Raw genomic sequence first — 14,492 nt, forward strand, 5'->3', positions numbered from 1 at the left:
TCCCGTGGCACCCGAGGAGGTGTCCCATGAGGTTCGTAGCAATCGCAGCCGCAGTAGCACTACTTGCCCCCTGCATACATGCGTACGGCGCCAACGAAAAGCTCCCCGATGCACAGGCTCTACTTTTGCTTGAAGCGAAGGCTGACCAGGCATCGCCCAAGGAGCAGTGCTTTCTTTACGCGGAAATTGTTCACGATATGACGGAGATCGCCGGGCAGGAATTGTCCTCGGGCGATTTCAAACATGCTTCAGACACATTGAAGGCTGTACAGACATACGCCCAGAAAATTCACATGGGCGTCGCAGAGGATACGCGGAAGCTGAAGAACGCGGAAATCCTTATGCGCCACACAGCATTCCGCCTAAACGAAATCCTCCACAATGCGGCTCTCGACGACCGGCCGACGCTCGAGTCCACGTTGAAGCAGTTGGACCAAGTGCAGTCCGAGCTGATGATGCAGGTCTTCAAGCACTAGATCAGTGCTGCTAACCTACGAAATGGCAAACTTAGGGATATCTGCGCCCGCGACTTCGGGCTTGAGCACGGGAGTATTGCTTTTTACGTACCCCACCTTGCCCGCCGCAATTTCGTCTTGAGCAATTTTGCATGCCTTACGCGAGCGAGAATCAACGAGTGGCTGTGAACCATTCTGCAGTTGACGAGCGCGGCGTGCAGCTACGAGAACGTAACGAAAATTGCTGTCGAACGACTGCTCCAGACTCATGACTCATTCCTCCAAATCAAGAACCGCAATTGATGTCTAAGGTCGAACCATTCTCTCAATCAAGCAGACCGAAGGCCTCAAGCACAGGCTGAACCCGGTCACCCGAGTTCTCCAGCTTGCAACTTTCCGCCAGCTTCAGCAGGCGATCGGCATCCTCGATGGAATCGTTGCCTTTTCGATGGATGCGTTCGCTCGCTACGATGGCCAAAAGTTCGTCTTCGGCTCGAGCAAGAATGTCGTTGACGAGAATATAACTGTATTCGCGATATTTCACAATCTCCGCTCTGGCCTCGGCCAGACGTCGCTGGATAACCTCTTCCGTCACTCCACCTTCCGCGCGGCTGCGATTGCGCAGCCGGGTCGCCAGAACATCCGGAGCGGGTGGCATAACGAAGATGCTGACTGCAGCCGGAATCTTCTCGCGCACCTGCGCTGCGCCCTGTACATCAATGTCGAGTAGAAGATCCTTGCCGTGCGCCTTAGCATCCTCCAGCGACTTGCGCGCTGTTCCGTAGTAATTACTAAAGACTTCGGCATGCTCCAGAAATTCATCGTCCCGTACCATTTGCTCAAACTTTTCCCGAGCGATGAAGTGATATTGTTGACCGTTTTGTTCCGAACCACGCGGCGCGCGCGTGGTATAGGAAACAGAAAATTCTAGATTGCCCACAAGCGATTTAATCTGATTAACGAGCGTCGACTTCCCCGAGCCCGACGGCGCTGAAATGATGAAGAGAATTCCTGCCAAGCGTTTCGTTTTCCTTTTAGCGCATATGTGTAACGTTAGTCATCCTGCCCCTGATTGAAACAAAGGCAAAGGGTCTGCTTTTAGCCGTTGGCTGTGAATCCAAGCATGCGAACTACTCCAGGTTTTGCACCTGTTCGCGCGCCTTCTCAATCTCAGATTTCATACCCAACCCAAGTTCGGTGATTCGCGTGCCGTTACCAGCTAGCCCGGTTGTTTTTGACAGCAAGGTATTGGCCTCGCGGTTCATCTCCTGCAGCAGAAAATCTAGCTTCTTGCCAATTTCTCCGCCTTGATCGAGCAGAGATTCGAAATGCGCAATGTGCGTATGCATGCGGGCGATCTCTTCTTCCACGTCGCTGCGCTCAGCCAGCAATGCTGCCTCCTGCAGAACGCGGTCTCTGTCAAAACTCCCGTTGAGCATCTCCGACAGGCGCTGGCTGATGCGCTCGAAATAGACCTTCTGCACGTCATGGCGCAGTTCTGCAACCTGCTCAACGAAGGCAGAAAGCCGCGCCAACCCCTTGCGTAGTTCTGCCGTCAGCGAACTGCCTTCCGCCAGGCGCATGGCGTTCAACTCGCCAATCAATGTGGAAATGCGCTCCATCACGGCGGTCTGAATCGATTGCAATTCCTCCTCGCTACTGCGCGAATCACTGCTGAGCACTCCAGGCAGGCGAAAGATCGCATTGAGATCTGGCTCACTACTCAACCCGTGTTGGGAGGCGGCACTGCGAAACGCAGCAACGTAGGCTGCAACCAGAGCTTCGTCATATTGCGCCTCCGTCTTCCCGCTGCGATCGATGGAAAGGGAAACTTCGACATGCCCGCGCGCGATCTTCTCCTTGAGCTCTTTGCGCAGCTGCATTTCGAGCGACTCCGTGCCTCCAGGCATGCGCATGTGCAGATCAAGAAAACGGTGATTCACGCTCTTCATGCTCAGCGTGTAACCTAGCGCCTCGGAGACACGGCCTGAGACGCGCGCAAAGCCTGTCATGGAGTAGACAGGCGAGTTGCTTGCAACTTCTTTCTTAAGAGACGCGGTTTCCTTTTTTGGGGTCATAATCCAGACTTACCCATCATCACAGGCTCGGGGAGTTCCTGCACGTCCATGAACTGCAGCTGGTAAAGCTTTTGATATATCGGTGACTGCTGCATCAGCTCTTCATGCGAACCTATTGCTGTAATGTGGCCCTGTTCCATTACGGCAATGCGAGTAGCCCGGCGCACGGTTGAGAGCCGGTGCGCAATCACCACGACCGTGCGGCCTGCCATCAGATTACTAAGCGCAGCCTGCACGAGCGATTCGCTCTCGGTGTCGAGTGCAGATGTGGCCTCATCGAGAATCAGAATCGGAGCATCTTTCACCAAGGCTCGAGCAATCGCAAGCCGCTGGCGTTCGCCACCCGAGAGTCGAAACCCTTTCTCGCCGATGAGCGTGTCATAGCCTTCCGGAAGTCGCATGATGAAGTCATGCGCCAGCGCTGCCCTGGCCGCATCCTGCACGCGCTGAATCGGCACGTCAGGTTGACCATAGGCAATGTTGTTTCGCACGGTATCGTTGAAGAGAATGGTTTCCTGCGTCACTTTACCGATCTGGTCGCGAAGTGAACGGGTGCTTACATCGCGCAGATCGTGCCCATCGATCAGAATCCGGCCAGAGGTGACATCGAAGAACCGCGGAATCAGATTGACGAGTGTTGACTTCCCCGCTCCGCTGGGACCTACAAGAGCCACGACTTCTCCGCAGCGTATCTCAAGGTTGATGTTGTGCAGAACATTCTTTTCACCTTCGTCATCGCGATAGGCAAAACCGACATCTTCGATGCGAATTGATTTCTGGAATCCCTTCAGCGTGAATGCGCGATGCTTCTCAACCAGGTCGTCCTGATCGTCCATGAACGTAAAGATCGTGGAAGAGGCGCCCAACGCCTGTTGAAAGTTGTTATAGAACGTGGCAAAGCGTCGCACCGGATCATAAAGCTTGAAAAGCGCTACGATAAAGCCGAAGAAGGCTCCTTCCGTCATGGCCCCACGCTGGATCTGACCGCGTCCGACCAGCAGCAGCAATGCGATGGCGATGGCGCCGATTGAGTCCATTAGCGGGGAGCTGATGGCCTGCGCACGCACTGAGCGGAGATTTGCCTTAAAGAGGCGCTTAGCCGCATCCCGGAAGCGAAGCAACTCCCAGAACTCCATGTTGAAAGCTTTTACGATACGGTTGCCAGTGATCGTCTCGTGCAGGATGTTCTGAATCTCGGCAAGTCTGTCCTGTCCTCTGCGCGTTGTCTGGCGGACGTCCCGCCCAATACGGCGTATTGAGCCGATCACCACCGGAACGAAAATCAGGAGCGCCCACGAGAGCTTGCCGCCAAAATGAACGACGACGCCAATCGTGAAAATCAAGGTGAAGAACTGTTGCAGAAACTCCGACAACACAGACGACATAGCGTACTGCACCCGCTCAATATCATTGATAAGCGTCGAAAGCAGGGTGCCAGTAGCATGTTTCTGAAAAAACGAGAGAGAGCGGCGCAGTACAGCCTCGTAAAGGTCGTCGCGCAAATCGGTGATCATGCCGAACCCGGCATAATTCACCAGATAGGTGCCAGCATAGTCGCAAACACTCTTCAGCAGTGTCGAAACGACAAGCGTGAACGCGACGACAGCCCAGACATTATGAATGAAATGCGGAACAAACTGCTGCAGCGTGAATTGGTAGTGCGTCCCAGGAATTTTATAGAGCGATATGATCTGACTCGGACTACCGGGATGCAACACATGATCAAAGATGGGCTGCACGAGCAAGACACGAAACGCATCCAGCAGCCCTACCGCGGCCATCAGGAAAACCGATGCCAGCGCCTGCCACCAATATCGGCGCATGTAATACAACAGACGCAGGATGCGCTTCATCTAGATTTCCTGCAGGTCTGCCATCGATATACCATCATTCTATTTTACCGTTTCAACGGGGCATATCGCGATGCGTCGTCTTCACGCGATAGCCCTCTTTCTCAAGTCTTTTGCTGACTTGTTCCGCGATCATCACAGACCGGTGCTGACCGCCGGTACAGCCGAAAGCAATTGTCAGATAGCTCTTTCCTTCATGAATGTAATGCGGCAAAAGGTAAAGCAACAGACCAGTAACCCGACTGAGAAATTCGTTTGTCTGAGGGAATTTCTGTAGATAGGCGACCAACTTAGGGTGTTTGCCGGTGAGCGGGCGGAACTCCGCCACGAAATGAGGATTAGGAAGAAAGCGCACATCAAAGACAAGATCGGCTTCCAGTGGGACACCATTTTTATAACCAAAGCTGAGTGAGGAAATCAGCAGGGCTTTTCCGCTGCCGTCGCCTGCAAACTTGTTTTGTATGTGGGCGCGGAGCTCATGTACGTTGAAATTCGATGTATCGACAATGACATCAGCGACGTTCCGAATGGGATCCAACAGTTTCCGCTCAGATTCGAGTGCACCTGTAACTCTCTCCTCTCGACCAAGTGGATGGGGACGGCGCGTCTCGGAGAAACGGCGAAGCAGAGCCGCATTAGATGCCTCAAGATAAATTACCGTGGTAGACAACGTTCGCCGAACCTGCTTCAGTAGCGCCGGAAACCGCTCAAGTCCTTGCCCTTCGCGCACGTCTACGACAAGCGCGGCTCTTGTCGTGGTGACCGATTCGCCAATCAGCTCAGCGAATCGCGGAACCAGGTCGATCGGCATATTGTCCACTGCGTAATAGCCCAGATCTTCGAATGCTTTAAGGGCTGAGAGCTTACCTGATCCGGAGAGCCCCGTGATAATGATCAGGAACCTTGCTTCGTCGGGATGATGGGCGGAAACTGACTTTGCCTTCTTTGATCTCGTTGGAGGTTTGGGAGCAGCTTTCGGGGGCATGCGCCCATCCTAGCATTTCCCTGTGCGGCTGCGAGTGATGTTCAACTGCTACGGCGCTTCGATCAGCTCCATTTTTCCATCGCGCTTGCGATGCAGAACCTTCACATTGCCTTGATGATCACGAAAGACAAATACCTCTCGGTCGCGGAACTCCGCTTCTTTCACCGCTTCTTCGAGAGTCATCGGACGTAAGGCCACAGAATCCGCTGAGCGAACGATGTGCGGTTCCTGGATCGGAACCTTCGCGGGGAAGGAATGAACAGTTACAGGCAATACCTGCTTTGACCGTCCATGTCCGTTTGCTTTCTTCTCTGCCGCTTTTGGCTGCGCTGTATTTTCTTTCAGTGCAGCTGGACGCGTTGCCGCACGCTTTGGACGAGCCAGCGAAGGTTCAGCGGTCAGCTTTTCTTCCTTGGGCTGGCGCTTCTTGGCATGAAGTTTCTTCTTGCAACGAATCGCCTGCGTCTCCGCCTTGTCAAGCGCGGCTCGCAGCGCTGTCTCCATATTGGTTGATTCTGATGCAGCGACAATGTTGTGCAGACGGGTCTTGATGGTCACTTCTGCCATCTGCCTGTATTTTTCAGCTGTCAGAACAATGTGAGCGCCTGTGGTCTTACCCAGGATCTTCGCGATGCGCTCAAGAGACTCTTCAGCGATCGTGCGTAGGGTGCGGGTAACGGTCACCTGCCTGCCTGTGTACTCAACCTGCATGGTGAAAGCTCCCTTCATAAAGAGGTCCCTCGTCAATCTCCGGCGAGGTCAGTGATTGTACATCAACCGCGAACGCGGCGCTGATGGGTGCTTGGAATCCGCATGTCTTCACGATATTTCGCCACGGTTCGGCGGGTTACATCGATGCCTTGAGATTGCAGCATGCTTGCGATCAGATCATCGGTAAGGGGCTTGCGCGGGTCTTCGTCTTCGATGAGCTTCTTAACCTTGCGCTTTAACAACATAAGGGGCGTGCTCGAACCCTCGGGGCCATTGACACCTTCTGAGAAGAAGAAACGAAGTTCATAGACGCCCTGCGGTGTATGCACGTACTTGTTCGATACAGCGCGGCTCACGGTGGAAGGATGCACACCGATCTCTTCCGCGACTTCCTTGATCATCATGGGTTTCATCGCGTCGACTCCCTTTTCCATGAAGTCAACCTGCCGTCGGATGATCGCCTCGCATGTGCGCAGGATCGTATTTTTTCGCTGTTCGATATTGCGCATCAGCTGAATTGCCGAACGATAGCGCTCTTTGACGTAGTCCTTGACTTCCTTCTCTGTGCCATCCTGAGTGATCATCCGGCGATAGCCCTGATTCAGGCGCAAGGTCGGGAGATCTTCTTCATTCATGACTACGACGTATTCGTCGCCCCGTTTCACGAAGGCAACATCCGGCTCAATCAGCCTGGCGTCCGCGCGGTTGTAGCGCTGGCCAGGACGCGGATCGAGTGTGCGGATGAATTCGATTGCCTGTTGCACTTCATCAGGTGATCGGCTGACCGCCTTCGAGACCTCTCGCGGATCTCGCCTTTGCAGCAGAGAAAGATGTTTGTCCACAATACAGCGAGCTGCCTCGAAGATGCTCATCCGGTGCGCTGGACCATTAACATCTTTCGACAAACCGTTGACATGTGCTTCGGCCGCTTCATTCGCTGGCTCTTCGCTCAACAGCGATTCCGCAGCGTCTATTTCGCTCACACCATTGATAGATGGAGAGCGCTTTTGACGTTCGTAAATCAGCTCAAATTCATGTTGCTGAGCCTCAATCTGCACGAGCAAACACTCGCGAAGATCCCTGGTTGCAACGCCGACTGGATCAAGATGCTGCACCACCTTGAGCGCCGCTGCCAAGTGTCCTTTGGCGCGTTCTGTAAGAGCAGCGGGAACGTCCGCGACCTGAATTGGCGCTGAGTCCTGAACTGAATGCCCATTCTCTTGTTCAGGCACCAACTGTTCCCGCAGATATCCTTCAAGCAGCTCTTCGTCCGTTGCCGTTAAATAGCCGTCTTCATTAAGATTGCCGATGATGTATTCCGCGGCATCGCGAATGACGGGGGCAAGACTCAGAGAACCCAGCTGCCAGAAAAGATGATCAGTGAGGGTGCTGGGTTGAGAGAGAAAATTTTCGATCGAAGGCTTTTCCGTGACCTCGAAACTATTTGGCGTACGAAAGCCGGGATCAAGATAATCCTGGAAATAAGATCCGAAGTCAATTTCGTCAAAAGGATCGGTCTTCTCGCGGGCTGCATCCGCCTGCTGCGCCTCAACTGGGCGATCCAGCATCTCCTGACGTCCGGCAACATCATCCAGAAGCGGCACATTTTCTTCAAGCTCTTCAAGGATAGGATTCTCGGCAATCTCCGTTTGAATCATCTCCTTCAGCTCAAGCTTGTTCAGCGCCAGCACGCTGACCATCTGCATCAGGCCAGGCGTCAGGATCTGCCGCTGTGAAACTTTCAAGCTGAGTTTTGGTTGAAGTAGTGCCATTCCTGCCTGCTTACTAGTTGGTAAAACGTTCTGGGGGATTTGCCCTTAGTCTACACGCATCCGCATGCTGTCCAACAGATTCGGAGCACCACTTAAAAAGGCGTAGTTCTCAAGCATGGTGTAAAAGCCACATCTGCTGTTTTAATTGAGAGAGAAACCTTCACCCAGATATACCCTCCGCACCTCTGGATCATTTCCAAGCTGCTCCGGCGTTCCATCGCGGAAGATACGCCCTTCGTTGATGATGTAGGCACGATCCGTAACGGACAGCGTCTCGCGAACGTTATGATCTGTAATTAACACGCCAATTCCGCTCGCTTTCAGGTCGTAGATGATTTCCTGAAGATCGAGTACCGCAATGGGATCAATTCCCGAAAAGGGCTCGTCCAGCAAAATGAAAGAGGGTTGAATACACAGGCAACGGGCGATTTCCACACGACGTCGCTCGCCTCCAGACAGGGCGTAACCTCTTGTTTTGCGAATATGGCCGAGATTGAGCTGGTCGATCAGCTTTTCAGTACGCGCGCGACGCACTTCTGCCGTAAGCGATTGCACTTCAAGAACGGCGAGAATATTTTCTTCGACAGTCAGCTTCCGGAAGACCGAGGGCTCCTGCGGCAGATAGCTGATCCCATACTGACGCGCGCGCAAGTACATCGGCACGCGCGTAATATCGGCGCCATCGGCAAGAATGTGACCTGCATCGGGAGATACGAGGCCAACAATCATGTAAAAACTGGTGGTCTTACCAGCGCCATTCGGACCAAGTAACCCGACGACTTCCCCCTGCGAAATCTCCAGGCTCACACCTCGCACCACCTGGCGGCCTTTGTAAGACTTCCCTATTTCGTCGGTCGAAAGCTTTTGCATCTATCTGTCTGTTTATCTGGGAACGCGCGTCTTTGTGACTGCGGCTGACTGCCCCCCACTCACCTCGACGCTATCATCCTGGTCATCGAAAATCAACGCGGCGCCTGTGGTTGTTCCGCGTGCGACATCTGAAATGTGTGGTGGGTTCGCAGGCGTTCCAGTCAACACATAGTTCCCGGTGGCTGCCGAGTAGACCAACTTCTCGCCTTCGCCCTTCCTGCCCGGCTGCGTCAAGGCAACCTTGCCCTCGGCGATGATCTTTTCAATTTGAGAAGAAGATCCAGCCGGGCCCTGGGCCTTTTGCTGTGTAACCGGTTGAAGGAAGAACTGTGCATGGTCGGAGCGAATTGTGCCATCTGGAGCTACCGCAACAACATCGCCATTGAAATCACCGCGCCTCTCTTTGTCCGAATAAACGAGTGTGCTGCTTTTAACGCGAATAACACCCTGCTGGTGCTTCGACCCTATCGCCGACGCAATCGTCGTGTCGACTGCGTGATCTCTGCTGTCCGAGTCCCCGTGTGCCTGCAGTTTCTGCTGTGTACGCGATAGTTCAATGACCGGGGCTGAAACAGCATTTGCACCTTGCCACATCCGAACTTTTCCGCGAAAAATACTGTCGTCGCTTGCATGTTGTAGATCAGCCTCCGAAGCGACAATATGAACAGGCCCCTCCCCACCAAACATTGAACCCGACTGAGCATTCTGCTGATTGCTCTCGCGAAGATACGTCGCCTTCACATCACCTTTTGCAGCGGCATCGCCGGTATCGCGATGATAGTCAACCAGCTGCGCCGTGAGATCGATTGCACCGTTATTGATCCTGGGACTCCCTGTAAGGTGCAACACTTGATCCGCTGCATGGTATTCAGCGCGCCTGGCGGTGGCTCGTAAGGGAGATTGCGTCTTGGCATCCTTTGCTGGCGTCTGGGTGAGAGAAACATTCCCCTCCTGTACGGCTGTATCGATCTGCGCTGCCTGCAAGGTCGGAGCTGTGCGCGACTTTAAGGGCAAAACGGCCTGGTGTTGTGGCACAAATGTCATGCGAAGCACGTCGCCGGAGCTAGCGCTGATAGATCCATCCTGCGCCTGATCCACAACCTTGGTATGGCCTGCCCCATCCAACTGCTGGATTGCACGGCCATTGCTCAGAGTGGCAAGCAACTGGTCTGCACTGATGGTCGTATTCTGTTCGGGTCCCTTTGATGGAATGGCGCGCAATGTCCCAACTGCATTTCCTTTTGCTAGGACCTTTTGTGCAATAGCTTTTTTGTCCGGTCCGGCTGTGAAATCGATGTCCAACTTCGAGGCTTGCACCTGCCGCGTTGCCGAGCCATGAGGATCGTTGTCAAGGTTGAACTGCTGGTCAACAAAGCTGACCGCATCCCGGAACTGGGCATGGCGAAGAGCCGCATCGGCTCCAAAAGTAATCGTGCCCTCCTCGGAGCTGCCATGCATGCTTTGTGTATCGTTCTTAGAAATGAAATTCACGCCGCCGCCCATGACCGCCTGCGTCGGCTGACTCTTGGCATCCAGAAGAACATTCGCTGTCTGCGAACTGGTCTGCGTTCCATCGTCGAGCACGGTGTGCACATTGCCTTTCGCATCGATGCGTTCCGCCGAACCATCTTCACGAAAGTAGACAACTGCTTGGTCAGCCGTGCTGCGCTCATTGCGGAACTCGGTTTCCGCGTTCAGGAGAAATACCTGCCGTGAATCTCGGAGCATCTGCGCATGGCTGGCTCGCACGCTAGCGGGTTCGCCGTTCGAGCTCGTGGTCAACTCCACCTGCTTATCAAGAACCAGAACACCTTGTTTCGAATCGAAGGTCGCGCCCACCGCCTTGCCCGCAGCCTTAGGGAGTTGAAATTCAAGAGGCTGATTGGTCGTCGCGATCCCCGTCTTCTGGTTGAACACGAGGCCGCTTGCCTTTACATGAATGGTCCTCTTCTCTACCTGATCTTCGCTCCCCTGCTCGCTTGCCGGCTTTTGTGGAGACTGCAGATCAATCTGGACTTCACCCTGAGCTGACGCAATACCGTTGTTCTGGTCGTAGTCAAAATCGCTGCCGTACACATGATCTTCGCGGTTCGTTCCCGGCGGCCCAAAAAGCGTAATCGCAACATCATGCAAAACGGCGTGCCCATTGCCTTTGAACTGCACGAGCTTCGAGGCATGAATCGTAAAAATCGTATGCCCTTTTTCAGACTGCGAATACGTAAACCCGTTGGCCGTCTGCTGGATGTTGATCCCCAGCTTGCCGGGCAAATCTTTGCCGAAGTGTCGAATTCGATAACGCGCGTAGATTAGGAAGCTACCCAGCACCGCAATCAGCAGGCATGCCAGACCTACAATCAGCCACCGCAGGCGCTTTATCGTGATGCGCATAGTGTCGATTATCTCAGCGAGTCAGCGCGCCTGCCGCGCAAGCAAGTCAGCATAGGGTGAGCCATTGTGTGGTCGTCATCCTGAGCGGAGCGAAGGATCTGTTTTCTCTCTCCCCCCGCAATATGATTCTGGCGCGATAAAACGAGCAAATTCGCTGACTTGCTGACTCGCTCGCACCGGCGTGCCGACTCGCTGCATCAGTTCACCTGCTGCAGGCGAGCGATCAGCTTCTGCGCCAGGCTCTCGCCTGATTCCGACCACAACAGCCGTGAAGAAATGCCGCAGTGCTGCTGTACGCCGTTCGTGAAATCCACCAGCATCTGCACATTCTGTTTGACGTGTTCCGCAGCCTCCGCGTCGAGATCCACACCTTCCTGCAGAAACGGCGTGTCTGCCCCGAAATCGATTCGGATTTGGCCATTCTGCTCATAGGAGCTCTCGTCGAACTCCGGTCCGTACCCGATGATACGTACGGTGCGCGGCTCTTTGCGCCAGATCGGATCGAGATCGCCTGCTTGCTCCTGCGCCCACAACTCCCACGTCAGCTCAAATTCATAAGCAAAATCGTCGTGGAGCAGTTCAAGCGCCGCAGGCACGGCCTGTTCCGGCGCTGCGGCTTCCGGCTCATCGTCATCGTAGACGCGCTGATATGCGGGAGCCTCATTCCACGAAATAGGATAGGCATTCGCGGCCTTTACCAGTCCTGAGCCACCGGCGATAGTGAATTGGCGTATGACGCCCAATAACGCCGGGCCCAGTGAAGTCAAACGGAAGTTCGGGTACCACAGGCTTAAATACAGTTGATCTGCCATCTCACTATTGTAGATGGCACCGGCGCCGCAGAAGACTCACTCTGCTCGGAGTGCTTCCATTGGATCTACAGATGTCGCGCGTCGGGCCGGCAGATAACCAGCCGCCAGAATCACCACAACAAGCACGAGGCCAGCGAGCAATTGCAGCCCGACTGGCGCCGGTTGCAATCCGCCATTTTGCCGAAGCAGTCGTACTGCCACCCAAGCCAGGGCAGAGCCCATAGCCAGACCGACAGCCGCTAATCCTCCAACGTGGCGCAGCACCAGTCCTGAAATGTTGCCCTTATCTGCCCCCATGGCGATGCGGATGCCAATCTCCCGCGTGCGTTGCGCCACTGCAAAGGACAGAACTCCATAGAGCCCGACGGCGGCGAGAGTCAGCGCCAGCCCACCCATACTCAGGGTGAGCATGCTCATCAGCCGCGTCTGCGAAATCGCGTTGTCGAGATGCTCTCGCATGGTTTCAACACCAGTGACCGGAAGATTTCGATCAACGTCGTGCACAATGGTCCGCATCATACTGGCGAACTGCCCCGGATCACCGCTGGTCCGGATAAAAAACGTTGCCGGGCGGCTGCGGCTGTAATGTCCGCCTGCGGCAAATACCTGTGCATAGGGCAAGTAAATGAATGGAACCGGCGGCGGCTCTTCGAGACTGATCGCTCGAATCGTCGGGATGACGCCGACGATCTGAATGTCGGGCCTGACATCGTTGCCTGCCCCAAACGCGAATTGCCCGCGCAACGCCTTCCTTACATCCCCGTCAAAATAGTGCTTCACAAAGGCTTCATCGACAATGGCGACTTTCTGCAAAGCAGCCGTATCTTGACCAGAAAATTCGCGTCCAGCCAGAAGCGGAATCTGCATCGTGGAGAAAAATCCGGAACTGACCCAATTGAAATCCGGGCTCGGGTCGTTGTCCCTTGTTTCATACCCGGCGACCGTAATGTTGCGTCCGCTCTCGTCACCGGTAATCAAGCCCCCTCTGGCATAGACCACGCTACGCGCGCCCGGCTGACGCAAAGCGGCGTTGCGTATGCTTTCGTAATCGTTCTCAACTTGTGGACCGGACTTGCCAAGCGCTGAGGAATCCACTTGAAACGTAAGAACGTGATCGGCGCCGAATCCGGGATCGACGTTTCGCAGCTGATACAGCGTCCAGCTAAAGACCGTTGCCGCAACCAGCAAAGCAAGGCTGAGAGCGATCTCGCCGGTCACAAAAAGATTCCGCAGCCAGCTGCCCTTTGCTGAAACAGCGCCTGTCTGACCATGCAGAGCGCGCAGCAGTTCGACGCGCATGCTTACGAGCGCCGGCGCCAGGCTGAACAGTACGCTCGTGACGATACCCGCCAATGCACAGAATGTAATCGCGTGCCAATCCATCGAGGATGAGAGCAGATCATGCAGCGAACTCACATCTGGGACAAATTTCAGCAACAGCTTCAGGCTAAGCCATCCGATACCCAGTCCAGCGACGGCTCCTGCCGCTCCCAGTAGAGTCCCTTCAGCAAGAACTTGTTGAAAGATTCGCCTGCGATTAGCCCCAAGCGCTGCGCGCAATGCAAGGTCTGCGTGCTTTCCGGCCGCTTTCACCAGCAACAGGTTCGCCACATTCGCGCAGGCAATCAAAAGCACAACCAGCGCCATTGCCTGCAGCGCTCGTATGGGACTGCCGAGATGTTTTGAATAAAGAGAAATGCCGCGCGACCCGTTTGTTAGAAAGAGATGGGTCTTGAGCCAATCTGTTTTGTCCCCGATATGGTGGCTCTGCAAATTCAGCGTGTCGCGCCGCCAGTTCCACCACAGAGTGTTCAGTTCCTCTTCAGCCTGCGCGCGCGCCACGCCAGGAGACAGGCGGCCAATGATATTGAGCCAGCGGTCCAGAGCATTTCCCAACTGGTCTCCGTGCCCGATATCGAGTTGAGGCTGCATCGTAATCGGAAGGAAGATTGCGGCACGGTTGTCATCCATCAGACCTGTGTGGGGCACAACGCCTACTACAGTCGTCGCAACACCGTTTACCCGAATGGCCTGATTCAAAATCGAAGGGTCGCCGCCGAAACGGCTGCGCCAGTAGTCCGCACTCAACACGGCAACAGGATTCGCCGCGTGATAAACGTCATCAGCGGGTATCAACAACCTGCCCAGGACGGGTGAGAGCCCCATCACCGAGAAGTAGTTGCCACTCACCAGCTGCATCATGTTCTGGTCGGCGTCTTTCGCCGTCACAATGCTTGCGGGCTGTACTGCAGCGGCAGCAAGCCCCCGCAGCGTACGGTCGCCGTCGCGGAGTGTCTGATATGCCGGGTACGCAAAGTAGAGCGGGTTGTCGCCACCGTAACTGTTCAACCCGCCGGTTTCATACTTGGATTGCTCTTCCAGCATCACCAGTTCGCCCGGCTTCTGCACTGGCATGGTTCGCAACAGAACCTGATTGAAGACCGTGAAAACAGCAGCATTCACGCCAATCCCAAGCGCCAGCGTAAGCACGGCGGTTAGCGCAAAGTCGGGAGATTTCCTCAGCTGCCGAAATGCGTAACGAAAATCGCCCCAGATTGTCGTCACGAAGCT

The 14,492-nt window shown here is 54.7% G+C and carries 12 protein-coding genes; 1 reads left to right on the forward strand and 11 read right to left on the reverse strand.

Features of this window, described 5'->3' with window-relative positions:
- Positions 1-26 precede the first annotated feature (26 nt).
- Complete coding sequence (locus H7849_RS10535) at positions 27-476, forward strand: hypothetical protein (protein ID WP_186746333.1); 450 nt, start codon at positions 27-29, stop codon at positions 474-476.
- Positions 477-491: 15 nt separating this feature from the next.
- Here the strand turns inward: H7849_RS10535 and rpoZ are convergent, their stop codons facing one another.
- From rpoZ to H7849_RS10590, 11 genes are all read right to left on the reverse strand, one after another.
- Complete coding sequence (gene rpoZ / locus H7849_RS10540) at positions 492-725, reverse strand: DNA-directed RNA polymerase subunit omega (protein WP_186746334.1); 234 nt, start codon at positions 723-725, stop codon at positions 492-494.
- Between the two features lie 55 nt (positions 726-780).
- Complete coding sequence (gene gmk, locus H7849_RS10545; RefSeq protein WP_186746336.1) at positions 781-1,473, reverse strand: guanylate kinase; 693 nt, start codon at positions 1,471-1,473, stop codon at positions 781-783.
- A 112-nt stretch (positions 1,474-1,585) separates the two neighbouring features.
- Positions 1,586-2,533: a YicC/YloC family endoribonuclease gene (locus H7849_RS10550; RefSeq protein ID WP_186746338.1), complete on the reverse strand. Its 948-nt coding sequence runs from the start codon at positions 2,531-2,533 to the stop codon at positions 1,586-1,588.
- The gene (locus tag H7849_RS10555; protein WP_186746340.1) at positions 2,530-4,386 is read right to left on the reverse strand and encodes an ABC transporter ATP-binding protein; all 1,857 of its coding nucleotides are present in this window, start codon (positions 4,384-4,386) and stop codon (positions 2,530-2,532) included. The genes H7849_RS10550 and H7849_RS10555 overlap by 4 nt, the downstream gene beginning before the upstream one ends.
- A 52-nt stretch (positions 4,387-4,438) precedes the next feature.
- The gene (gene rapZ / locus H7849_RS10560) at positions 4,439-5,368 is read right to left on the reverse strand and encodes an RNase adapter RapZ (protein WP_186746342.1); all 930 of its coding nucleotides are present in this window, start codon (positions 5,366-5,368) and stop codon (positions 4,439-4,441) included.
- Positions 5,369-5,416: 48 nt separating this feature from the next.
- On the reverse strand, positions 5,417-6,097 hold the full coding sequence (gene hpf / locus H7849_RS10565; protein WP_186746344.1) for a ribosome hibernation-promoting factor, HPF/YfiA family: 681 nt from the start codon (positions 6,095-6,097) through the stop codon (positions 5,417-5,419).
- A gap of 44 nt (positions 6,098-6,141) precedes the next feature.
- On the reverse strand, positions 6,142-7,851 hold the full coding sequence (locus H7849_RS10570) for an RNA polymerase factor sigma-54 (protein WP_186746346.1): 1,710 nt from the start codon (positions 7,849-7,851) through the stop codon (positions 6,142-6,144).
- A gap of 141 nt (positions 7,852-7,992) precedes the next feature.
- On the reverse strand, positions 7,993-8,721 hold the full coding sequence (lptB, locus tag H7849_RS10575) for an LPS export ABC transporter ATP-binding protein (protein WP_186746347.1): 729 nt from the start codon (positions 8,719-8,721) through the stop codon (positions 7,993-7,995).
- A 12-nt stretch (positions 8,722-8,733) separates the two neighbouring features.
- Complete coding sequence (locus H7849_RS10580) at positions 8,734-11,109, reverse strand: LptA/OstA family protein (RefSeq protein WP_186746349.1); 2,376 nt, start codon at positions 11,107-11,109, stop codon at positions 8,734-8,736.
- A 197-nt stretch (positions 11,110-11,306) separates the two neighbouring features.
- Positions 11,307-11,921: a hypothetical protein gene (locus H7849_RS10585; RefSeq protein ID WP_186746350.1), complete on the reverse strand. Its 615-nt coding sequence runs from the start codon at positions 11,919-11,921 to the stop codon at positions 11,307-11,309.
- Between the two features lie 36 nt (positions 11,922-11,957).
- The gene (locus tag H7849_RS10590; protein ID WP_186746352.1) at positions 11,958-14,486 is read right to left on the reverse strand and encodes an ABC transporter permease; all 2,529 of its coding nucleotides are present in this window, start codon (positions 14,484-14,486) and stop codon (positions 11,958-11,960) included.
- Positions 14,487-14,492: the final 6 nt, after the last annotated feature.

Origin of the sequence: Alloacidobacterium dinghuense (genome assembly GCF_014274465.1) — a bacterium.
Taxonomy (GTDB): Bacteria; Acidobacteriota; Terriglobia; order Terriglobales; family Acidobacteriaceae; genus Alloacidobacterium; species Alloacidobacterium dinghuense.